This window comes from Amycolatopsis sp. NPDC004368 (assembly GCF_053602515.1).
Window position 1 is genome coordinate 43,985 of sequence record NZ_JBSGDT010000034.1, and the last position, 22,897, is coordinate 66,881.

Here is a 22,897-nt window from a genome sequence, read left to right on the forward strand (position 1 = left end):
TGTGATCATCTCGACCAGTCACCGGCCGAGAGCCCGAGATGGCCGAATCAAGAACGTCTTACGGCTACGTGATCGTCGGCGCCGGAACCGCGGGCTGCGTGCGCGCCGCGCGCCTGTCCGAAGATCCGGCCGCGCAGGTACTCCTGCTCGAGGCCGGTGGCGCCCGGCTCCCTGAGCTCGTGGCGGAGCCCTCGGCCTGGCCCGCGCTCCAGGGCACCTCAGCAGCACCGGCGGCGCGGTGACCGCAGCACGCACCACCACGGAAGTCGTGCTGACCGCCGGCGCCATCGGCACCCCGCACCTGCTGCTGCTCTCCGGTACCGGCGCCGAAGCCCAGCTGCGCGAACACGGGCTCGCCGTCGTCGCGGCGCTGCCCGGCGTCGGGCAGAACCATCACGACCACGTGATGTCGGGCGTCCGCGACGACGCCGGGCCGCGCGGCTACCTCGCCCACACCGGGCGCTTGCCGAGGATCACCCGGATGGATCGGACCGAAGGTATTGTCAATCGGTCAACAGCGCGGCACGGTGGAGGCGGACCGGGTTTCCGCCAGTGAAGGCAGGTCGCGATGACGAGCGCAGTCGGGAAGGTCGGCAGGGTCGCCGAAAGCCTGCGTGAGCGTGTCCCCACGCTGACCTCGATGCCGCTGCCCCGCACCGTCGACGCGCGCTGGCGGGCGGCCACCTACCCCGTGCGCGAGCTGGCGGCGCCGCCCGCCGGCAGTGGTCTGGAGCCGGTGCTGGGTGACGACGGACCGCCGGTCGTGGGCCACGCGCTGGAGATGATGCGCTTCGGCCTGGACTTCAGCTTCAGCCGCTACGAAAAGTACGGCCCCGTCTCGTGGATGGGCGGCTTCGGCCGCCGGATCGTGTCGCTCTCGGGTCCCGAGGCCACGCAGATCGCCCTGGTGAACAAGGACAAGGCGTTCTCGCAGGAGGGCTGGAAGTTCTTCATCGAGAAGTTCTTCGACCGCGGCCTCATGCTGCTCGACTTCGGCGAGCACCACCTGCACCGGCGGATCATGCAGAGCGCGTTCACGCGCGAGCGGCTCGTCGGCTACGTCGGGCAGATGGGCCCGGCCCTGCGCGCCGGGGTCGAAGCGTGGCCCGGCGGCACGCGGCCGCGGCTGTACTGGGTACTCAAGCAGCTCACCCTCGACGTGGCGACCCGCGTGTTCATGGACATGCGCTCACCGGACGACGCGATGCGGATCAACCGCGCGTTCGTGAACACCGTGCGCGCCGGCACCGCGCTGGTGCGCTACCCCGTGCCCGGCGGGCGCTGGAACGCCGGCCTGCGCGGCCGGCGGCTGCTGGAGCGCTACTTCGGTGAGACGTTGCCCGAAAAGCGCCGCGCGGGCGGCGACGACCTGTTCGCCGCGCTGTGCACCGCCACGACCGAGGACGGCGACCGCTTCACTGACGCCGACATCGTGAACCACATGATCTTCCTGATGATGGCCGCGCACGACACGACCACCATCACCAGCAGCGCCATGGCCTACTACCTGGCCAAGCACCCGCAGTGGCAGGAACGCGCTCGCGCCGAGTCGCTCGCGCTGGGCGACGACGTGCCCGACATCGAGGCGCTCGAGAGCCTGGAAACGCTCGACCTCGTGATGAAGGAGTCGCTGCGGCTGCGGGCGCCGGTGCCTTCGATGGCCCGCAAGACCACGAAGGACACCGAGGTCCTCGGCCACTACCTGCCCGCGGGCACGCTCATCGGCGTCTCCCCCACGCTCAACCACTTCACGCCCGAGTGCTGGACCGACCCGATGCGCTTCGACCCCGAGCGGTTCGCCGAGCCGCGGCGCGAAGACAAGTCGCACCGGTTCGCCTGGATGCCCTTCGGCGGTGGGGCGCACAAGTGTATCGGCCTGCACTTCGGCAGCCTCGAGGTCAAGGCGCTGATGCACGAGATGCTGCGAACTTTCCGCTGGTCAGTGCCCCAGGACTACACCGCGCGCTGGGACTACGTGTCGTTGCCGGTCCCCGCTGACGGACTGCCGGTGCGCCTCGAATATCGTTGACCGCTATCGCGGGAGGCGGGGAGCCGACTGTGCCGGACCGTGCTGGGTTCAAGCGCGGAAAATCGGACGAACCGGAAAAACACGTTCGAGCACTCAAGGTGACGTGCCGTCACCATTTGTGTACGAGTCATCACTCGTTCAGCCGGTAGACACCCCGATTCGCGCATGATGCCGTGGCATCACTCACGGCCAACTCATACCTAGTGTGGGTCCATGAACCTTCACACCAGGCCTGAGCTGGCCTTAGTCCGCGCATGAAGAGGTGGAGTGTGCCTGAGCCTGGTGCCGCGCCAGGGTTGGTCGACGTCGTGCGCGAGTTCGCGTCGACGCTGACCGACACGAAAGGAGTAACGCTTCCCCCTGCGGAACTGGAGCAGCTCCTGCTCGGGTTCGCCCGGGAGGTCGCGGAGATCCCGAACCCGGCGTACGAAGGTGCGATCCGGCGGTTCACCACGCTCTTCTCCGCCGCCCCGATCGGCATCGCTCTCGCCGACACCGACGGCGTGATCGTCGAGGTCAACGTCTCGCTGGTCAAACTGCTCGGTTCGACCCAGGTCCGGCTCAAGGGCCGGCACCTCGCCGACCTGGCCGCCACCGACCACGACGCCACCCGGATCCGCGCCGGCCTCGAGAAGCTGAGAACCACCGACGTCGGCCACCTCACCGAGCGCGGTGTGCACCTCGACCACTGCGTGGACGGCAGCCTCACCACCAACATCACGCTCGCGTGGTTGCCCGGTGACCGGTCCGACTCGCACTTCCCCGTGCTGATGGCCGCCGACGCCGACGACATCCGCCTGCTCGGCGAGCGCCTGATGCACCAGAACGTGCACGACCCGCTCACGGGCCTGCCCAACGCCCAGGCCTTCGCCACCCGGGTCGAGACCGCGCTCGGCGCGAGCCGCCCCGAGGAGATCGCGTTGGTGTACCTCGACATCGACGGCTTCAAGGTGATCAACGACGGGCTCGGTGCCGGCGTCGGCGACCGGGTGCTGAAGGAGGTCGCCAACCGCCTGGCGACGGCGTTCACCGGGCACCACGACGGGTACGTGGCCAGGCTGTCCGGCGACGGGTTCGGCGTGCTCATGCGTGGCGCCGACCTCAAGGCCCAGCAGGTGGTGCGCCTCGTGGAACGTGCGCTGGAGGACCTCAACGAGGCCGTGTACCTCGGTGGCCACGGGATCGGGGTGAGCGCCAGCGCCGGCATCGTCGTGGGTGCCTGCACCGGCGGCGGGCACACCGAGATGCGCCGGGCCGCCGAGCTCGCGCTGCACCGGGCCAAGGAGCGCGGCAAGGCGCAGTGGATGCTGTTCGACCCGGACGCGGACGAACGCGACCGCAGCCGCTACCAGCTCGGCGCGGTGATCGCCGGCGCGCTGGAGAACGGCGAGTTCTCCCTCGTGTACCAGCCCACCGTGAAGCTCGCGAAGCCCGACGAGATCGCCGCCGTGAACGCGGGCCTGCGCTGGAACCACCCGGAGAAGGGCGAGCTCGACTCCGAGGAGTTCTACCCGCTCGCGCAGATCACCGGCATGACCGTGCCGCTGGGCAAGTGGCTGCTCGCCGAATCGCTCAAGGCCACGGCCCGCTGGCGGTCGCGCCTGGGCGACGCGGCGCCCGACGTCTGCATCCGGCTGCCGCGGCGCTTCGCGAGCGACGCCGACCTCGTGCGGATGGTCAACGACGAGCTCGACCGCCAAGGCCTGCCCGCGCAGGCGCTGCGGCTGTGCATCGACCGGCAGTCGATGTTCGACTCGAGCGGCGAGGTGCACGATTCCTTCGGTCTGCTCGCCGAGCTCGGCGCCCAGCTCGTGCTCACGATCTCGGGTTCCGACGACCTCGAGCTGATCCCGCGGCTGCACCTGCCCGTGAAGCACGTGATCCTCAGCGGCGCGGTCGTCGACGCGCTGGCCGAGGGCGAAGCCGAAGCCGACGTGCGCCACCTGCGCCAGCTCGTGGAACGCGCGAAGGAGCTCAAGCTGCGCATCGGCGCCGAGGGCGTGCGCAGCGCGGAGCACGCAGCCCGGCTGCGTCAGCTCGGGGTCCTCGCCGCTCGCGGTTCGTTCGTCGCCGACTCGGCGACGGGCGACGAAGTGGACGAGATGATCGAGCGCCACGCCCACTGACCCATCCACCCGCGGTGCGGTTGCGAACGCCCGGGAGGATCATGACCCCCGGACCCCGCCCGAAAGGACCCCGATGGACATCGGCGCTCTCGTTCCCGACTTCACCCTGCGCGACGACCAGGGCGAGGACCGCACGCTGTCGGCCCTCCTGACGGCCGGCCCGGTCGTGCTGTTCTTCTACCCGGCCGCGATGACGAGCGGCTGCACCGCCGAGAGCTGCCACTTCCGCGACCTGGCCGCCGAGTTCGCCGAGGTGGGCGCCCAGCGCGTGGGCATCAGTCCCGACGCCGTGGCCAAGCAGCGCGAGTTCTCCGCCGCCAACGGGTTCGACTACCCGCTGCTGTCCGATGTGGACGGCGTGGTGGCGAAGCAGTTCGGCGCGTGGCGCAAGTTCATCCCGCTGCACACCAAGCGCACCACGTTCGTCATCGACACCGACCGGCGGGTGCTCGACGTGATCAAGAGCGAGCTGAACTTCACCGCGCACGCCGACCGCGCGCTCAAGGTGCTGCGCGAGCGCAAGAACGCCGCCTGAGCGGTTTTCCTTACCACGCAGGGGCTTCCGGCCGCCGGAGCCGCCACACGAAGTCGTTGCCCGAGCACGCGGGGGCGAGGGCGTCGGAGGCGGCTTCCTTGCGGTGCAAGGTGAAACCCAGCCTGACGGGCACGGCACCGCTTTTCGTGTTGAGCTCGTCGTGCAGGATGTCCACGTGCGGTGCGCCCAGGCGCCAGGCCTCGGCGACGAGTAGCGCGCTCGCCCGCGTGACCAGGCCGCGGCCGGTGAACGGTTCCGCCAGCCAGTAGCCGATTTCCCGGCCCTCGTCGCGGCGCATCAGGCCACAGCCGCCGGCGAGCGTGCCGTCGGCCGTGTGGATGCCGTACTCGTACCCCTCGCCGGAGTCCCAGCGTTCGGCGGTCGCTTCCAGGAACTCGGCGGCCTCCGCCGGACCGTAGCCGTGGGTGGCCCAGATCAGCCACGCGCCGATGTGCTCCAGCGACCCCGACACGGTGGCCACGAGCACGTCGAGGTCTTCGGGACGCCAGCGTTGCAGCGTCACCACGCCGTCGGTGAGGGTGTCCATGCCCCCATGGTGGCACCCGGACGCAGACGGGGCCCGCCGTTTTTCCGGCGGACCCCGTCGCTCGCTGTCTGCCGGTTACTGCACGACCACCGAGGCCGGCACCTCGGTGTCGTTCTTCAGCGCGTCGAACAACTGCTGCGACTTCGTCTTGTCCCAGTGCTCGGCCGAACCGTCGGTGACCGGCACCGTGCCGGTGAGCACGCCGTCGGACGAGATGCCGCGCATCGCGATCGCCAGGCCGGCGAGGTTGTGCACGTGGTCACCCGAGTCCATCGTCAGCGCGTCGGGCGCCGAGGACAGCAGCGGGAAGAAGTCGAACGGGTTGAGCAAGGTTCCCGGGCTCGCGATCTGGCTCACCAGGGCGCCGATGAACTTGCGCTGGTTCGCCACGCGGTCGAGGTCCGAGCGCGGGGTCGCGCTGCTGTGGCGCATGCGGACGAACCCGAGCGCCGAGCGGCCGTCCAGCGTCTGGCAGCCGGCCTTGATGTCGATGTTGGTGAACGTGTCGTGCATGTCCTTGTCCACGCACATGTCCACGCCCCCGATCGCGTCGACGATGTTCGCGAAACCGCCGAAGCCGATCTCCGCGTAGTGGTCCATGCGCAGGCCGGTGGCGCCTTCCACGGTCTTCACCAGCAGTGCCGGCCCGCCGAGCGAGAACGCGGCGTTGATCTTGTTCGCGCCGTGGCCCGGGATCTTCACCTGCGAGTCGCGCGGCAGGCTGAGCAGTGTCGGCTTGGTGTCGTTGTCCGGGATGTGGGCGATCATGATCGTGTCGGTGCGCTGCCCGCCACCGGCCGCCGCGACGTCACCCGTGGCGAGGCGTTCCTCGTCCTCGGCCGACAGCCCGTCGCGGCTGTCGGAACCCACGATCAGCCAGTTGGTGCCCGACGCGGCCGCGGGGCGGCCGTCGTAGTCGGCCAGCGCGTCGACGCGCTTGATCGAGAACTCCAGGTACGCCCAGATCCCGCCCAGGAACACGACGAAGATCAGCACCAGCGTCATCAGGACCTTGCCGAAGCTCCACCGGCGGCGCCGGCGCGGGGCGGGTCCGGGTGGCGGGGCCTGGCGAGGAGGAGCCTGGCGGGGTGGCGCGGGTGGCGGCACGGGAGCCTCGCCGCGCCGGCCCATGGGTCTGGTCCGCGCGTCGTACGGGCTGCTGCTCGTGCCCGGCAGCGGCATCATCTGGGCCCGCTGATGCTGCCGCGGGCGTGCGGCGGGCTGCGGTGGCCGGGGCGGCATCCGCCGCCTGCCGTCGTCGCCTCCGTACGTCATTGGCTTTCACCCAATCCCCGAATCCGGCAAAACTCGTGCGGCCCAGTAGACCGCACGTCCTCCAACCAAGGACGTGCGGCACCGGGCCCGGGTTCATCGGGCAGGGAACGGCCTGGTCAGCGCGGGTCGGCGAACCCGAACTGGTGCACCTTGATGTGCCCGGACCGGAAGCCGGCCTCCGAATAGGCGAGGTAGAACTCCCACATCCGGTGGAACACGTCGTCGAAGCCGAACCCGCGGATGTCGTCCCAGCGCTGGTGGAACCGCTCGCCCCACAGCTTGAGCGTGCGCGCGTAGTCCTGGCCGAACTCGCGCATGCCGGCCAGCTTGAGGCGGGTGTTGTCGCGCATGCCGTCCTCGATGGCCTGCACCGACGGGATGATGCCGCCCGGGAAGATGTACTTGTGGATCCAGGTGTAGGACTTGGCCGCCGCCAGCATCCGGTCGTGGTCCATGGTGATGGCCTGCAGGCCGAAGCGCCCGCCCGGACGCAGCCGCTTGCCGATCGTGGCGAAGAACGTGGGCCAGTACGACTGCCCGACGGCCTCGATCATCTCCACGCTCACCACCGAGTCGTACTGGCCGGTGGCGTTGCGGTAGTCACACAGCTGCACGTCGACGCGGTCGGACAGGCCCGCCTCGGCGATCCGGGTGTCGGCGAGGGTCTTCTGCTCCTGCGAGATGGTCAGCGACGTCACCTTCGCGCCGCGCGAGGCCGCGCGGATCGACAGCTCGCCCCAGCCGGTGCCGATCTCCAGAACCTCGCTGCCCTCGCGCACGCCGGCGTAGTCGAGCACGCTGTCGAGCTTGCGGTGCTGGGCCTGTGTGAGGGTGTCCCCGGGCCCGAACAGCGCCGAGGAGTACATCATCGACTCGTCGAGGAACGCGCTGAACAGGTCGTTGGACAGGTCGTAGTGCCGGTGGATGTTCGACCGGGACCCCTCGATCGTGTTCTCCTCGTGCGCCGGCTGCACCCTCTCGGCGAAGCGGCGGAAGCGCTGCAGGAACGGCGGCACGATCGTGGCGAGCTTCTCGGCGAACGGTGTCAGCACGCCGGCGAGGTCCTCGGCGGTCCAGTCGCCCACCATGTACGACTCGCCGAAGCCGATCTTGGCGTCGGCGCCGAGGCGGTGGAAGAAGTCCGCGGGCCGCAGGATGCGCATTTCCGGCGCCTCGGGGCCGCCGGCGCCCAGCACGGTGCCGTCGGGGAAGGTGACCCGCAGGTCGATGTTCTTCACGGCACGGCGGAAGAGCGCCTCCGCGGCCCGCGCGCGCAGCGGCGAGTGCGGCGGCGTGGCCAGCCCCGGCCACCGGGATTCGTCCGCGACCGGCTGCGAGGCGGGCCCCGCCGCCCGGTCAACACTTGAGGTGGACAAGACACTCCCTCCGGAAGGGGCCCCTCGGCCCGCATCTGATGGTATTCCCGGCACGCGCGACCTGCGCTGCTGGTTGCCGCAGGATCTGGTCACACGGGGATGCGCAGCCGTTCGGCCGCGGGCCGGGCCCAGGCCTCGCGCAGAGTCTCGTCGGTCTCGCCCGCGTCGATCACTTCCAGCACGAAGGCACACATCAGCCTGGTCCAGACCGCGGGGCGGTTGATCATGGCGTGCCCTTCGCCGGTGACGTCGAACCGCGCGAGCCGCTTGGCGAGCTCCCGCGCCCGTTCGGCGAAGGCGTGGGAGTCGCGGGGGGACGTGATCCGGTCACGCGTGCCGTGCAGGATCGCGACGGAGCGACCCGCGACGGCGTCCACGGGCTCGCCGGGCGGCGTCCACGGCGCGAGGGCGCACACACCCACCACGGCGGGGTCGTCGGCCACGCGCAGCACCACACGGCCGCCCATCGAGTGCCCCACGAGCACGACGGGCAGGCCCGGGTGCTCGGCCCGGATCCGCTCCAGGGCCCAGCGGGCGTCGTCGACGGGGTCCTCGGCGGGCGCGTTCCAGCCGTAGCGGCGGTTGCGCACCAGGCGCACCTCCAGGCCGGCCGAGCGGCCCGCGCGGTGCAGGGCGCGGGCCAGCGGCACCATCCGCAGGTACGCGAGCCGCCACCGGCTCACGGCCGCGGTGCCGCGCTCGGCGCCACCGTGCAGCACCAGCGCCACCGCCCTCGTCCGGCCGGCCGCGCGCCGCACCGAAACGACGGGTACTCCGTCCACCTGCCGCCTCCCAGTCACCGGAACGCCCGGATGATCAGCTCTCACGCTAATCCACCACGAAGCGTGTCCAAGCGATACATTCGGCGCCCGAACCCGCGACGAAGGGCAGGTGTGGTGAGCGCCACGGAAATCTGGAAGAGCACCTCGGACAAGCTCGCGGCGGCGGCCGAGGCCAACGCCGAGGCCCTCTCGGCCGCGGCCGACCTCGTGCTCGGGGTCATCCGGTCCGACGCCCTCGTGTTCACCGCCGGCGCCGGGCACTCGCTCGCCGCGGTCGCCGAGACGTTCTACCGCGCGGGCGGCCTCGCCTGCGTCTACCCGCTGTACCACCCGGAGCTGCTTCCCCTGCACGGCGCGCAGCACAGCACGAAGACGGAGCGGCGTAGCGGGCTGGCCGAGGAGGTGCTCGGTGAACGGGCGCCGGGGCCGGATGACGTGCTGGTGGTGTTCTCGACCTCTGGCGTGAACCCCTATCCGGTGGAGCTGGCTGCAGGAGCGCGGCGACGCGGGGCGGCGGTGATCGCGGTGACGTCGCGGGCTTGTGTGGCCGCGGCGCCGCGGCGGTCGGCCACGACGCTGGTGGAGGAGGGGACTGTGGTGCTCGACTCCCTGGTGGTTCCTGGTGACGCGAGCCATCCGGCAGGTGGGCCGCGTACGGCGCCGTTGTCCACTGTGGTCAATGCGTTCTTGTGGAACCAGATCCTCGCGCAGGTCTACGACCGCGGTACGGCGGAGGGCATCGACGTCCCGCTGTGGCGCAGCTCCAATGTGGAGGGCGGGGACGAGGCCAATGCGGCACTGTTGGCCAAGTACGGACCCCGCGTGCCCGCACTCCGATAGCCCAACGCAACGGACCCACCCGAACCCACGCAACGCACCACCACCGAACCAACGCAACGGCCATTACCAAGGCAGGGCCGGATCACCCAGGCCCCTCCCCGCACCCCGATCCGAAGCCTCACTGCGGCACAATCCAGCTTCGGGGTGCACGCCCACCGCAACCCGCCCCGCGAGGACAACAACTCACGCCACAGCAGTCGTCTCCTCATCGAACTGCGTGTGGTGCAGTTCGGCATAACGCCCGCCCCGAGCCAGCAACTCCTCATGCGTGCCGCGCTCGACGATCCGCCCATCCTCGACCACAAGAATCAGATCCGCCGCACGAACCGTCGACAGCCGGTGCGCGATCACCAACGCCGTACGCCCTTCGAGCGCACCTGTGAGCGCCTCCCCCACCGCGGCCTCCGACTCGGAGTCCAGGTGCGCCGTCGCTTCGTCCAGCACCACGACCTTCGGCTGAGCGAGCAACAGCCGCGCAATGGTCAGCCGTTGGCGTTCGCCGCCGGACAACCGGTACCCGCGCTCCCCGACCGTCGTGTCCAAACCGTCAGGCAGCGACCGCACGAGATGCTCAAGCCGAGCCTGCTTCAACGCGGCCCAAACCTCGTCGTCGGTCACGCCCGGGCGGGCGTAGGCCAGGTTCGCGCGGATGGTGTCGTGGAACAGGTGCCCGTCCTGTGTCACCACGCCCACCGTGGCGCGCAGTGTCGCGAAGTCCAGGTCGCGGACGTCCACATCGGACAGCTTCACCCCGCCCGCGTCCACGTCGTAGAGGCGGGGCAGCAGCGAAGCGATGGTCGACTTGCCGGCTCCCGAGGAGCCCACCAGCGCCACCATCTGGCCCGGTTCGGCGCGGAAGCTGATTCCGTGCAGCACCTCTTCGCCGCCGCGGCTGTCCAAGGTGGCCACGTCCTCCAGCGACGCCAGTGAGAAGCGGTCGGCCGCCGGGTAGCCGAAGCGCACGTCGGCGAACTCCACCGCCACGCCGCCCGCGGGCAGCGCCTTCGGCTTTTCCGGTTCCTTGATCATCGGTTCGAGGTCGAGCACCTCGAAGACCCGCTCGAACGACACCAGCGCGGTCATCACGTCCACGCGGACGTTGGCCAGCGCGGTGAGCGGCGCGTAGAGGCGGGTCAGCAGCAGCGCCAGCGCCACGACGGTGCCCGGCGCGATCTGGCCGGTGAAGGCGAGGTAGCCGCCGAGGCCGTAGACCAGCGCCTGCGCGAGCGCCGACACGAGCGTGAGGCTGGTCATGAACCAGCGCGTGAGCATCGCGGTGCGCACGCCGATGTCCCGCACGCGCCCGGCGCGGTCGCTGAAGTCGCCGACCTCCTGGCGCGGGCGGCCGAACAGCTTCACGAGCGTGGCGCCCGGTGCCGAGAAGCGCTCGGTCATCTGCGTGGTCATGCCGGCGTTGAGCTGCGCGGACTCACGCTGCAGCCCGGCCATCCGGCGGCCCAGCCGGCGCGCCGGCAGCACGAAGATCGGCAGGAGCACGAGCGCCAGCACTGTGACCTGCCACGAGAGCGTGACCATCACCGCGAGCGAGAGCACCAACTGGATCACGTTGGTGACCAGGCCCGACAGCGTGGCGGTGAACGTGCGCTGCGCGCCGATCACGTCGTTGTTGAGCCGGCTCACCAGCGCGCCGGTGCGGGTGCGCGTGAAGAACGCGATGGGCAGCTTCTGCACGTGCTCGAACACGGCGACGCGCAGGTCGAGGATGATCCCCTCACCGATGCGCGCCGACTGCCACCGCTCGGCCAGCCCCAGTCCGGCGTCGAGGACGGCGAGCACCGCGATCACCACGGCCAGCCAGATGATCAGCGGCAGGTCCCGGTGCCCGACGATCGCGTCGACGACCTTGCCCGCCAGCACCGGCGTGGTCACCGCGAGCACGGCGGAGATCACCGTGATCACCAGGAAGATCAGCAGCCGCACCCAGTGCGGGCGGGCGAAGCGCGCGACCCGTTTCACGGTGCCGCGGGTGAGCGCCCTCGGCGTGTCGGCCCCGCGCATCACGGAACCGAGCAACGCCCACGAGTTGTCCATACAAGCCCTTTCCCCCGACCGAAAACTTCTATATTACTCGAGCTTTTTTCGCGAGATGCCCGGCACAACGCCGGTCAGCCCGCGGTTCTTCCCGGCAGCCGGCACCAGGCTTGTTCACCGCTGGTGAACAACCGCCCACAACGCCTCGCGCAGCACCTGCTCCTCGCGTCCGGCGAGCGGACCGAGCAGCCGCCGTTCAGCCTCCTCCGATGCCTCGGTGGCGGCTGCCAGCACCCGTAGCCCCTCCTCCGTCGGCTTCACGATCCGCCGGCGACGGTCGGCGGGATCGACCTGGCGGCGCACGAGCGTCTTGTCCTCCAGCTCGTCCACGAGCTGCACCATCGTCGTCCGGTCCACACCGAGCCGGCCGGCCGCCTCCTGCTGCGACTGCGGCTCGCCGTCGGCCAGCAGCGCGAGCACGGCGACCTGACGCCCGGTGACCCCGTGCGGGGCCAGCAGCGGCTCCTGCACCTCCGCGAGGCGCAGCTGCGCGTGCTTGAGCAGATAACCGAGCCGGCGGGTCACGACGGCCGGCGTTTCGGGCGCACTCGACATGAGCAGCATCTTAGCTCTACGCTGATCATCAGTAACGCTGATGATTTCTCACGCTGACAATCAGGAGCCCCCCATGGTGACCTTCGGGCTGAAACCCGCGCAGCAGTTCACGACGATCACCACCCTGCGCGAGATCTGGGCGATCGCCGACGACGCGCGGTTCGACGGCCTCTGGACCTTCGACCACTTCGCGCCCATGGGCCCCGTGCGCACCGGCGAGGTGTTCGAGGCCTGGACACTGATGGCCGCGATGGCCCAGGCCACACGCCACGTGCGGATCGGCTGCCTGGTGTCCGGCAACACCAACCGGCACCCGGCCGTGCTGGCCAAGATGGCCGCGACCGTCGACCACCTCAGCGGCGGCCGGCTCGACGTCGGCCTCGACGCGGGTGGCGACGAGCTCGCCGACACGATGCTCGGCCTGCCGACTCCACCGGCTCGCGAGCGCGTGGCCCGGCTCGCCGAAGCGTGCGAAGTCCTCGGTCTGCTGTGGACCCGCCCGGTCGCCGATTTCCGCGGCACGCACTTCGCTCTGACCGCCGCGACCAGCGACCCGAAACCCGTGCAGGCGCCGAGGCCACCGCTGTGGCTCGGCAGCAACGGCGAGCGCCACGGCCTGCGGGTCGTCGCCGAGCACGCCGACGTGTGGGTCAACGCGAGCCTGCCCGGCACGCCCGTCGACGAGCTCCGGCGGCTCTCGGGTGTGCTCGACCGGCACTGCGCGGAGATCGGTCGCGACCCGGCGACGGTGCGCCGGGCCGTGCAGTTCCGCCTCGGCGCCACACCGGAGGAAACCCTGCGCGAAGCCCGGACCCACCTCGAAGCCGGGTTCACCGACCTCGTCCTCATGCTCCCGTCCGCCGGCGACACCGTGGGCCGGGCGAAGGAAGCGGCCGCACTGCTCCCCCGGCTGCGCGAACTGGGCTGAACGGGCCAGCACGGGTGATCCGGGCGTCCTCGGTAGCCTGACCCGACGGGGACGCCGGGTGATGAGGGGGAAGCGGTGCAGCTGCTGATGGCGCCGGCCCGGGCCACCACGGGCCGGGCGAGCCGGGTGCTCACCTGGGACGTGGTGTTCTACCTGGGCTGTTTCACCTTCGCGTTCATCAGCGCTCTGAAGTCGGAGTTCTACGGCTACCGGATCTGGGGCACGTTCGCCGCGGCCGGGTACGGCTTCGCGGCGGCGCACAGCGGCTGGCTGCTCGCGTCGGCCCGGCTCGGGCGCCCGCTCCGCGGCCCGCTCGGCTCGCGGTGGATTTCTCTCGCGGCGATCGGGTTGTTGGCGATGATCGTGCCGCTCACGGTGCTCGTGATTCGCCGACTGACGGGCGTCGACTGGCTCGTCACGCCGTTCTCGTGGGCCGCACAGCCCGAGGTGTGGGTGATCGAGCGCAGCGCGAGCCTGCTGTTGCACCACGGCACGCCCTACGTCGACGTAACCGCGCTCGGGCGCGCACCGGAAGTGAACGATTACACACCGTATGGACCCGTGATGACGGTGTTCGGACTTCCGCGCGCGTTGTTCGGCGGAAACCCGGTCACGAATGCGCTCACGGATGCCCGTTGGATGTTCGCGTTTTGTGCGTGCCTCTGCGTGATCGCTTCGCTACGAATGCTGAAATGGCCGCGCATTCCGGTTCTTTCGGCACAATTGGCAATCGCGTGCCCACTCACCGCATTGACGTGGGCGGTCGCCGGCCCCGATCTCGCCATTGTGGGACTGCTCGTGCTCGCCTGCGCACTCGCTGCAACCGGGCGCGCGGGCTGGGCGGGATTCGTGCTGGCTCTCGTGATCAGCGCGAAACTCATCGTCGCGCCGGCGGCGGCCGTGCTCGCGGTGTTCGTGTTGTGTCGTACGCACAACGGGAATTCCCGCGACCGCAGGGCACTCGCGTGGTTCGTGACCACTTTGGTCAGTGCGACCGTGGTGCTGCACCTGCCGGTGTACCTGGTCGACCCGGACGCGTTCGTGGAGCACGTGATCCGGTTCCCGCTCGGGATGGGCGTGGTGCGCTCCCCCGCGGCGAGCCCGCTTCCGGGCCACCTGATCGCGGAAACCGGATCCGTGGGCCGCGTGATCTCACTCGTCCTGGTGGCAGCCGCGGCCGTGGTTGTGCTGGTGTGGCTGGTGCGCCGGCCCCCCGCGACGGGATCCGCCGCGCTCTTGCGGATCGCCGTCGGACTCGGCGCGTTGGTCCTGCTCACCCCGGCAACCCGCTACGGCTACCTGGTTTATCCGTTGGTGCTGCTCGGAGGAGTGCTGACGTTCCGAGCGGCCGAACAGGGACTGCGCCCCCCGCGCAGTCGGCCTGGTCGTGCTACTTCTTCTTGACCCGAGTGGCCCCGCCGCGCCCCCGCAGCTGGACCCCGGACTCCGAGAGAACCCGGTGCACGAACCCGTAGGAACGTCCCGTGGACTCCGCGAGGGCCCGGATGCTCGAGCCCTTCTCGTATTTCTTCTTCAGGTCAGCGGCCAGCTTGTCGCGCGTATTGCCGGTGATCCGCGCGCCTTTCTTGAGATCAGCCACGTCGATCGCCTTCCCGCCGAGTGGAGTTCTGGGCCATTGATGGCCCCTGCCGGGGCAATGATCGAACACGAAGCCCAGGAATGCCAGACGACAGACGTAAAACGAGCGAAATTGCGATCACATTGGGCCATTCAAGTGCTTCACGGAGCGTGGCAAGCACCCAAATGGCCGTATCTGATCACGCTAGCTGGACAAGTTCCAGATAATCCGCGGACCAATGGTCCTCGGTTCCGTCGGGCAGCAGGATCACGCGTTCCGGCTCCAGCGCCTCCACCGCGCCCGGGTCGTGCGTCACCAGCACGACGGCGCCCGCGAAGCTGCGCAGGGCGTCCAGGACCTGCGCACGGCTGGCGGGGTCGAGGTTGTTGGTCGGTTCGTCCAGGAGCAGCACGTTCGCCGCGCTGGAGACGAGTCCGGCCAGCGCCAGGCGGGTCTTCTCGCCACCGGAGAGCGTGCCGGCGGGCTGGTCGAGCTGTTCACCCGTGAAGAGGAACGAACCGAGCAGGTTGCGCAACTCCTGGGCACCCGTGTCCGGCGCGAGGTGTCGGATGTTTTCCCACACACTCGCATCGTGGTCGAGAGTTTCGTGTTCCTGTGCGTAATAGCCCAGGCGCAATCCGTGACCCGGTTCGACGGAACCGGTGTCCGGAGTTTCCATTCCGCCGAGCAGCCGGAGCAAAGTCGTCTTTCCGGCACCGTTCAAACCGAGTACGACGACCTTCGAGCCGCGGTCGATCGCAAGATCCACTCCGGTGAAAATCTCGAGCGAGCCGTAGGACTTCGAGAGGCCGTCCGCGGTGAGCGGTGTGCGGCCGCAGGGCGCGGGTTCGGGGAACTTGATCCGCGCGACCTTGTCGGCCTGGCGCGTCTCGTCGAGCGAGGAGAGCATCTGCTCCGCGCGGCGCGCCATGTTCTTGGCCGCCACGGCCTTCGTCGCCTTGGCCCCGAGCTTCGCGGCCTGCTGCTGCAGCGCCGACGCCTTCTTCTCGGCGTTCGCCCGCTCGCGGCGGCGGCGCTTCTCGTCGGTGGCCCGCGCGTCGAGGTACCGCTGCCAGCTCATGTTGTAGAGGTCGATCTCGCCGCGCGTGGCGTCGAGGAACCAGACCTTGTTCACGACGTCGGCGAGCAGCTCCACGTCGTGGCTGATCACCACGAGCCCGCCGTCGTGCTGCTTGAGGAACCCGCGCAGCCACGAGATCGAGTCGGCGTCGAGGTGGTTGGTGGGCTCGTCGAGCAGCAGGATCGTCTCGGACTTGCCGCCCGCCCCCGCCTCGGCCGCGGCGAACAGGATGCGCGCCAGCTCCACGCGGCGGCGCTGACCGCCCGAGAGCGTGTTGAGCGTCTGCTCGAGAATGCGGTCGGCGAGACCGAGGTTGGAGCAGATGCGTGCGGCCTCGCTCTCGGCCGCGTACCCGCCGAGTGAGGAGAACCGCTCTTCGAGCCGGCTGTAGCGGTTGACCGCCTTGTCGCGTTCCTTGTCGTCAGCCAGCTCCGCCATGGCGGTCTGGGCCTTCTCCATGTTGCGGATCAGCGTGTCGAGGCCGCGCGCCGACAGCACGCGGTCCTTCGCCGTGACGGACAGGTCGCCCTCGCGCGGGTCCTGCGGCAGGTAACCGAGCTCACCGCTGCGGCGGACGTCGCCGGCGTGCGGCTCACCCTCGCCCGCCAGCACCTTCAGCGACGTGGTCTTGCCGGCCCCGTTGCGGCCGACGAGGCCGATGCGGTCGCCGGGCTGGATGCGCAGGGTGGCGCCGTTGAGCAGGATGCGCGAGCCGGCACGCAGCTCGAGGCCAGTGGCCGTGATCAAGGGAACTCCCGGATTCGGGGGTGGACGTGGACAGCGTCGGGCACCGGCATCGCCTGGCTGTGCGTCAGCTCGAGGCGTCCGGTGCCGCAGCTACTCCGTGAGGATCTCCCGCTCCACGGAACCCAGTGTACGGGTCGGCATCGACCGGTTTTCCGCCACCGTGGCCGGTGTCACCGCACACGGCACGCAGACGTGCGGGGCCGCCGCGAAAGCGCGACGGCCCCGCACGGGCGCTCCCCCTCGTGATCAGGCGATGGCCGGACCCGCGTGCACCACGGGACGGACCAGCGCGGCCGAACCGGCCGGCGCGGCCGGCCCGGCCTGGGCGTAACCGTTGACGTGCAGCGACACGCTGCGGATCGAGCCGGTGTCACCACCGGCGACGTCGGCCGCCTTGAACGTCCACGTGCCGTCGGCCGAGGTCCCCGCGAGAGGCGTCTGCGGGGCGATCGGCCGGTACGTGCCCGTGAACGGCGCGAACTGCGAACCGATGTCGCTCAACAACGGCGAAGCGCCGTCGTCGAACACGACCTGGCACAGGTTGTTGCCGCCGCTGCCGGCGCGCTGGAACAGCGTGGCGGTGGCGCCCGAGGGCGAGGTCAGCGTGCCGACCAGGTCCGCGACGTACGTGTGGTCCAGGCCGACCGTGGTCGAACCCTCGTCAGCCGAACAGCTCGATCCGTCGAGGGAGACCGAGACCTTCGACGCGGCCCCGACGCCGCTCACCACCAGCGGCACCGAGGCACCGAGCTGGGAGTTGTCCGGGATCGCCACCGGCGGGCCGGTGTAGGAGAAGGTCTGCACCACCGGCGACGGCGTGCCCACCGGCAGCGCGAACGTGCTGGTGACCGGCGAGAACGACCCGGCGAACGTGACCTTGGCCGAGAGCACCACCGGCACACCCAGCCCCTGGGTGGCCGGAACGGTGACGGTGAAGTCGTTCACGCCCGTCTGGCCCGGGCTGATCGTGCCGTACGACCTGGCGCGCGGCGCGATCGTGACCCCGGGCGTCGACGTGGTGAGCACGACGCTCGTGGACACCGCGGTCCCGTCGCCGGTGTTGGTCACCGGCAGCGTCACCTTCGCGGTGTCACCGGGGTCGAGCGTGCTGCCGCCGTCGGGGCCGGTGACGGTGGGCTGCTTGGCTTGCGCGTAGGGCTGCGGGCTGGCACCGGTGTACTCGAGCAGCTTGTCGGCGAGGACCACGCCCGCGCCGGTGAGGTTGTCGCTGCCCGGTGCCTCGATGTCCACGGCCGTGGCGAGGAACGCGTCGCGAACGTCCGAAGCGGACAGTCCGGGGTTGCCCGAGAGCACGAGGCTCGCGATGGCGGCTGCGTGGGGCGCGGCGGCCGAGGTGCCGAAGAACGGGTCGAAGCCGCCGACCGAGGTCCGCACGCCGTCGGCCGCGGTGATCTCCGGCTTGTTGCGCACTTCGCCGCCGGTCGAGGAGACGTTGCCCGGCGTGATCGGTGTGCCGTCGGCCTCGTAGAACACCCGGCGCGGGCCATCGGAGCTGAACCGCTCGGCCTTGCTGGCCGAGGAGAACGCGCCGGGGAACGGACCGGTCGGGTTCGCGGGGTCACCCGGTTCGAGCGCCCGGCCGAACGCGGCCGCCGCCGGTGCCGCGGCCACGGAGAACGCGTCGCGCGCCGAGGAGTGCCCGACTGTGACACCCGGCGTGGTGTAGGCCTTGAGGCCGTCGGCCGAGTCGCGGAAGCGGCTGCCGAACGCCGACAGCGACAGGTAGCGGCCCTCGCCGGAGAACTTGACCACGGCGAGCCGCAGGCCGGTGCCGCCGAAGATCGGGGTGGCGAGCTGCTCGAACGGGTCCTGGGTGCCGTCCTGCACGTCCTGGCTGAACGAGACGACGTTGCCGGCCGCGTCGAGCAGGTAGAGGTCGTAGTCGTCGGCCGAGGCGCCGAGCGGGTCGGACCAGTGCAGCGTGACCTGGATGCTCGCCGAGGAGGCGTCGGAGATCGGTTCGAAGATCTGGTTGCCCGCCGCGCCCGCGAAGTTGTGCGCGGTGCCGGCGAACTTGCCCACCGTCTTGCCCGAGTCGGCGAAGTCGCCTTCCCAGTGGGCGGCGGTGCCGTCGGCGACGTTGCCCTCGTTGCCCGCTGAGGAGAAGTAGAGCGCGCCGTCGGCGGTCACGTCGTTCACGGCCTGGGCGATGATCCAGTCCTGGAACGGGGATTCCTTGTAGTAGATGACGTCGTCGACGATCACGTCGCAGTGCGATTCGAAGCGCAGCTTGCGGATGTTGTCGGCGAAGCTCGCGTCGGACGCGAACGCCGAGGCGAAGCCCAGCGACGCGTTGGGCGCGAGGTCGTGGATGATCTCGAGCATCGCGGTGCCCTCGTCGCCGTCGCCTTCCTGGCCCGGGACGACGTCGACGGCCGGCAGCTCACCCTTGGCCTGCGAGACCTTGAGCGAGTCGACGCCGTCGGACAGCGCACACGCCTTCACGCCGGTGCCCGTCACGCCGAACTCCTGGCGGGCGAGATCGGCGTTGTGGGCGCGGTCGCCTTCGCCGGTGATGGTGGCCGCGGCGTTTCGCTGGTTCTCGGCCGCGAGCGCCTGGTTCAGCGCGCCCTCGATGCGGGCGGCCTTCTGCTGCTTGGTTTCGGTGGCCGTTTTCCCTTGCGCGGCCTTGGTTTCCAGCGCACGCGCGGTGATCGCCCGGTCGGCGGTCTCGACCCGCTTCACGTCGGCCCGCGCGGCGATGGCCGCCAACGCGGAGTACGGCACCTCGGCGCGGATGCTCCCGGCCTTCTGCGACACCGTCCGCACGGCGGCGCCGGCCTTGCGCAGGTCGCTCACCAACGCGTCGGTCACCTTGGTGGCGCGGATGTCCACGAGCGCGGTGCTCGCCGTACCCGCCCCCAGCGCGGGTACGGCCGAGGCGCTCAACCGCTGTGAGCGCAGCTTCTGCGTGACGAGCAGGTGGCTGTCCAATTTGGACTCCACCTTGGTCTGCCCGGTCTTCACGGCCTGCAGTGCCGCGATCTGGCGGGCGGAATTGTCGGAGAAGGAATCGGGCCCGGACGTCGCGGCGCCCGCGGGCGGTGCGGCGAGCCCCAGCGCGGCGATCAGCGCCGCGGCCCCCGCGGTCAGGACGGTCGCTCGGGATCTGGCTCTCGGTCTTCCTACGGCTCGGGTGGAACGGCTTCGACGCACGTGCGCCTCCGAATCTCGCACCGCGTGCCCCGACTCACGCTGGCCAACGCCGGTGATCACCGGCTGGATCCAGCTAAGTGCTGTGCGTACACCGGATAAAGCAGCCGTTGGAGTGACGAAGAGGGTAAATTTCCTCCACCCTCCGGAGGTCGTAGGCCATTCAGCGGCAGTGATCGGGCTCAGAGCACGAACGAGTCCGACCACGGCTGGCCGGAGCGGCCCGACAGCGCGTCGAGCAGCGTCACAGCCTGTTTGTCGGTGAGCGAAGCAACGAAGTCGACCACGGCGCGCCCGCGCGCGAGGCCGCGCACGGCGTCGGGGGCCTCGACGCGTTCGCCGGTCGCGCCCACGAGCACCTCCGGCATGGTGCGGACCAACCCCGTGTACTCGTCCTGCGCGAGCTCCACGAGGTCGTGGAGCCGCCGCGGCAGGCGGCTGACCTCGTCACGGTCGAGCAGCCACGCGTCGAGCGCGTCGACGAGCGTGGTCACGAGGCTGGCCTGCCCGCGCTGGTGCAGCGCGAGGTCGGGGCGCAGCAGCACGAACCGGCGGTGCACGAACTTGAGCACCTGCACCTCGTGCCACTGCGCGGTGCGCAGCGAGACGTGGCCCGAGCGGGTGGAGGGCGACGACAGCACGAACACCCCGTCGACGAGCCGTGAGGTCCAGTTGGCCGAGAACGCGGCCGTGGCCTGCTCGGCCTCGATCGAGCCGTCGAAGCCGTTTTCGAGCAGGCCGTCGACCAGCTCGCGCTGCACGCGCCGCACGGCGGCGGCGAACGCGTCGTCGTCGACGATCCAGCTGTCCTTGAGGTGCATGCGCCGGCGCATCTGCTCCAGCGAGCGGCCGGGGCGGCGCAGCTCGGCCGCGAGCCGGTTGTCGTCCAGCGCCGCCAGCTCCAGCGCGTGGTCGAGCCACTCCCCCAGCTCGGCCGCGACGGGTGCGTGCTGCAGCACCCCGATGCGGTGGAAGTCCTGCAGGTCGTGGATCGCGTAGGCGATGTCGTCGGCGGTGTCCATCACCGACGCCTCCACGGTCTGCTGCCACGGCTCGATGCGCGCGCTGAACGGGCCGCGCGCCTGCGCGAAGTCGTCAAGTTCCGTGGCGTAGGCGGAAAACTTGCTCGCGCCGGTGCCCGGTGCGCCCTCGGGCTCGGCGGCGCCGCGCGGCGGCGTCGGCATCGACGTGGGATGCGGCGCGGGCACGTGCAGCCGCGCCCACGGGTACTTCAGCACCGCCGCGCGCACGGCCGTGGTGAGGTCCAGACCGATGGCCGACGGACCCCGCACGTCGGTGGTGGTGAGGATGCGGAACGTCTGCGCGTTGCCCTCGAACCCGTCGGCGAGACCGAAGCGGTGCCGGGCGATGCGGTCGAGCGTCTGCTCGCCGAGGTGGCCGAACGGCGGGTGCCCGAGGTCGTGGGCGAGGGCGGCGGCCTCGCAGACGTCGGGGTCGCAGCCGCCGAGCTTCGCGGCCAGCTCGGCCGATTCGCTGGCACCGGTGATCCGCTCGGCGATCGCGCGGGCGACCTGCGCGACCTTGAGGCTGTGGGTGAGCCGGTTGTGCAGCAGCCCGGCGCCGCCGGCGTTGACCACCTGCGTGACCCCGCCGAGGCGCGCGAAGAACGGGGACGCGGCGATGCGGTCGCGGTCGATGCGGAACGGGCTCGTGGCGAGGTCCGTGAACCCGCCCACCGAGCTCGCCGGGTCCCTGCGCGCCGCTCGGGGGTCGGTCTCAGCCATGCGCTCCACCGTATCCGGCAGGACTCGGGCGGATCCGCCGGACGCGGCGGATGCGGCAAAATCGGACAGGTGACGGACGTGCTGATCGCCGGAGGCGGCCCCGCCGGGTGGGCGCTGGCGCGCGCCTGCGCCCGGCGCGGGCTCGCGACCACGCTCGTCGACGCCGTGCCGGAAGCGCCGTGGCGCAGCACCTACGGCGTGTGGGCCGACGAGCTGCCCGGCCTGCCCCGCGAGACGATCGCGGCGGCGCCCGGCGCGACGGTCGCGTTCGGCACGCGTGAGCACCGCCTCGACCGCGAGTACCTCGTGCTCGACAACACCGGCCTGCGCTCGTGGCTCACGGCCGCGCCGGTCACGGTCGTGGCCGGGCGCGTCGCGCACGCCGAGCACGGCCGGCACGGCTCCACGGTGATCCTCGCGGACGACCGCCGGCTCGCCACCGCTGTGGTGGTGGACGCGTCGGGCGCCAACCGCGTGCTGTCCGGCGGCCAGCCGGGCGGCCGGCGCGCGGAGCAGACGGCGTACGGCCTCGTGCTGCCGGCCGCCGACGCCGAGCGGCTGCTGCCCGGGGCCGGCGACACGGCCGTGTTCATGGACTGGCGCGAGGGTGCCGCGAGCTTCCGGTACCTGCTGCCGCTGGGCGACGGCTCGGTGCTCGTGGAGGAGACGTCGCTCGCGCACCGGCCGGGCGTGCCCGTCGAGGAGCTCGCCGCTCGGCTGCGCGCCCGGCTCGCCGGAGCGGGCCTGCGTCCGCGCGGTCGGGAGGAGCGCGTGCGGATCGTGCTCGACGTGCCGCTGCCGGGCCGCGGTGTGCGTTCGCCGGGGGCGGTGCCGTTCGGGGTCGCCGCCGGGCTCGTGCACCCGGCCACCGGCTACAGCGTCGCGACGGCGCTGCGGCTCGCCCCGCGCGTGGCCGCGGCACTGGCCGGTGCCTTCGAGGCCGGCCCGCAGGCGGCGGCGCGGGCCGGCCGCCGGACATTGTGGACAGCCGAGGCGCGGGCCGTGCATGCCTTGCGGCAGTACGGATTGCGCGCTTTGCGCCGAATGTCGCCAACCGAGCTCGCCGAGTTCTTCGACCTGTTCTTCACGCTGCCCGGCGACGCGCAGCGGGCGTACACCTCGGGGCGCGAAGACCTGCCGGGCACGGCGGCGGCGATGACCCGGCTGTTCCACGCGGCGCCGCCGGCCCTGCGTGCCCGGCTCGCCGGGCGACGATGATCACCGAGCGAAAACGATTCGGCACGGTGAGGATTTGGCGCGGAGCGCCGGAATCGGTGTGCGAATACGCGGGCGCGCAGCCGTGAGCGGTACCGCGTGCGGAACCGGCGGGCCGAGCGGGCAGCGTTCCGCGAATTCCGTATCCGAAAGTTCTTCGGATCAAACGATCAAGGCCTGGCGTGTGGAGCAGCTGGTCACTGGGGCGGACCGCACCGCCACCGACCGTGTGCGGACTCGTGCACACAAGAGCGAAGACGGGAATTTTCACACTTCCGAACGGCTCGAGGAAATCCATCCCGAACGGGTCA

General features: G+C 70.8%; 18 protein-coding genes and 1 pseudogene. 9 read left to right on the plus strand and 10 right to left on the minus strand.

What is annotated here, in order from left to right:
* Window positions 1-38 precede the first annotated feature (38 nt).
* The 5 genes and pseudogenes from ACWEOE_RS33635 to ACWEOE_RS33655 form a co-directional block, all read left to right on the plus strand.
* Window positions 39-209 (plus strand): annotated as a pseudogene (locus ACWEOE_RS33635) (choline dehydrogenase); the annotation flags it as partial.
* Window positions 210-238: 29 nt separating this feature from the next.
* A complete protein-coding gene (locus ACWEOE_RS33640; protein ID WP_452016365.1) occupies window positions 239-556 on the plus strand; it encodes a GMC family oxidoreductase N-terminal domain-containing protein in 318 nt (105 codons plus the stop codon).
* 12 nt (window positions 557-568) lie between these two features.
* Window positions 569-2,029: a cytochrome P450 gene (locus ACWEOE_RS33645; protein ID WP_452016367.1), complete on the plus strand. Its 1,461-nt coding sequence runs from the start codon at window positions 569-571 to the stop codon at window positions 2,027-2,029.
* A gap of 269 nt (window positions 2,030-2,298) precedes the next feature.
* On the plus strand, window positions 2,299-4,155 hold the full coding sequence (locus ACWEOE_RS33650; protein WP_452016369.1) for an EAL domain-containing protein: 1,857 nt from the start codon (window positions 2,299-2,301) through the stop codon (window positions 4,153-4,155).
* A gap of 73 nt (window positions 4,156-4,228) precedes the next feature.
* Window positions 4,229-4,690, plus strand: coding sequence for a peroxiredoxin (locus ACWEOE_RS33655; RefSeq protein ID WP_452016371.1), 462 nt, complete (start codon window positions 4,229-4,231; stop codon window positions 4,688-4,690).
* 10 nt (window positions 4,691-4,700) lie between these two features.
* Here the strand turns inward: ACWEOE_RS33655 and ACWEOE_RS33660 are convergent, their stop codons facing one another.
* The 4 genes from ACWEOE_RS33660 to ACWEOE_RS33675 all read right to left on the minus strand — a co-directional run bounded on the left by ACWEOE_RS33660 (window position 4,701) and on the right by ACWEOE_RS33675 (window position 8,670).
* Window positions 4,701-5,237, minus strand: coding sequence for a GNAT family N-acetyltransferase (locus tag ACWEOE_RS33660; protein WP_452016373.1), 537 nt, complete (start codon window positions 5,235-5,237; stop codon window positions 4,701-4,703).
* 75 nt (window positions 5,238-5,312) lie between these two features.
* Window positions 5,313-6,512: an LCP family protein gene (locus tag ACWEOE_RS33665; protein ID WP_452016375.1), complete on the minus strand. Its 1,200-nt coding sequence runs from the start codon at window positions 6,510-6,512 to the stop codon at window positions 5,313-5,315.
* A 116-nt stretch (window positions 6,513-6,628) separates the two neighbouring features.
* Window positions 6,629-7,888, minus strand: a complete 1,260-nt coding sequence (locus ACWEOE_RS33670; RefSeq protein WP_452016377.1) for a class I SAM-dependent methyltransferase — start codon at window positions 7,886-7,888, stop codon at window positions 6,629-6,631.
* An 89-nt stretch (window positions 7,889-7,977) separates the two neighbouring features.
* Entirely contained in the window at window positions 7,978-8,670 is a 693-nt protein-coding gene (locus tag ACWEOE_RS33675; RefSeq protein ID WP_452016379.1) for an alpha/beta hydrolase, read from the minus strand.
* A 111-nt stretch (window positions 8,671-8,781) separates the two neighbouring features.
* On the opposite strand from ACWEOE_RS33675, the gene ACWEOE_RS33680 reads away from it, so the two are divergent.
* Entirely contained in the window at window positions 8,782-9,510 is a 729-nt protein-coding gene (locus ACWEOE_RS33680) for a sugar isomerase domain-containing protein (protein ID WP_452016381.1), read from the plus strand.
* A 183-nt stretch (window positions 9,511-9,693) separates the two neighbouring features.
* On the opposite strand, the gene ACWEOE_RS33685 is transcribed toward ACWEOE_RS33680, so the two are convergent.
* Window positions 9,694-11,562: an ABC transporter ATP-binding protein gene (locus tag ACWEOE_RS33685; RefSeq protein ID WP_452016383.1), complete on the minus strand. Its 1,869-nt coding sequence runs from the start codon at window positions 11,560-11,562 to the stop codon at window positions 9,694-9,696.
* A 114-nt stretch (window positions 11,563-11,676) separates the two neighbouring features.
* A complete protein-coding gene (locus ACWEOE_RS33690) occupies window positions 11,677-12,117 on the minus strand; it encodes a MarR family winged helix-turn-helix transcriptional regulator (protein ID WP_452016385.1) in 441 nt (146 codons plus the stop codon).
* 73 nt (window positions 12,118-12,190) lie between these two features.
* Between ACWEOE_RS33690 and ACWEOE_RS33695 the strand changes: the two genes are divergently transcribed.
* A complete protein-coding gene (locus ACWEOE_RS33695; protein WP_452016387.1) occupies window positions 12,191-13,045 on the plus strand; it encodes an LLM class flavin-dependent oxidoreductase in 855 nt (284 codons plus the stop codon).
* Window positions 13,046-13,132: 87 nt separating this feature from the next.
* Entirely contained in the window at window positions 13,133-14,449 is a 1,317-nt protein-coding gene (locus ACWEOE_RS33700) for a glycosyltransferase 87 family protein (RefSeq protein ID WP_452016432.1), read from the plus strand.
* Here the strand turns inward: ACWEOE_RS33700 and ACWEOE_RS33705 are convergent.
* From ACWEOE_RS33705 to ACWEOE_RS33720, 4 genes are all read right to left on the minus strand, one after another.
* On the minus strand, window positions 14,436-14,645 hold the full coding sequence (locus ACWEOE_RS33705; RefSeq protein ID WP_003071237.1) for a helix-turn-helix domain-containing protein: 210 nt from the start codon (window positions 14,643-14,645) through the stop codon (window positions 14,436-14,438). The genes ACWEOE_RS33700 and ACWEOE_RS33705 overlap by 14 nt on opposite strands.
* Window positions 14,646-14,823: 178 nt before the next feature.
* Window positions 14,824-16,452, minus strand: coding sequence for an ABC-F family ATP-binding cassette domain-containing protein (locus ACWEOE_RS33710; protein WP_452016389.1), 1,629 nt, complete (start codon window positions 16,450-16,452; stop codon window positions 14,824-14,826).
* 246 nt (window positions 16,453-16,698) lie between these two features.
* Entirely contained in the window at window positions 16,699-19,629 is a 2,931-nt protein-coding gene (locus ACWEOE_RS33715; protein ID WP_452016391.1) for a S8 family serine peptidase, read from the minus strand.
* A 179-nt stretch (window positions 19,630-19,808) separates the two neighbouring features.
* Window positions 19,809-21,371 carry a deoxyguanosinetriphosphate triphosphohydrolase family protein gene (locus ACWEOE_RS33720; RefSeq protein ID WP_452016393.1) on the minus strand — a complete coding sequence of 521 codons (1,563 nt, stop codon included), beginning with the start codon at window positions 21,369-21,371 and terminating at the stop codon, window positions 19,809-19,811.
* Between the two features lie 69 nt (window positions 21,372-21,440).
* Between ACWEOE_RS33720 and ACWEOE_RS33725 the strand changes: the two genes are divergently transcribed.
* Window positions 21,441-22,589 (plus strand): lycopene cyclase family protein, encoded by a 1,149-nt coding sequence (locus ACWEOE_RS33725; protein ID WP_452016395.1) that lies wholly within the window; start codon window positions 21,441-21,443, stop codon window positions 22,587-22,589.
* Window positions 22,590-22,897 lie beyond the last annotated feature (308 nt).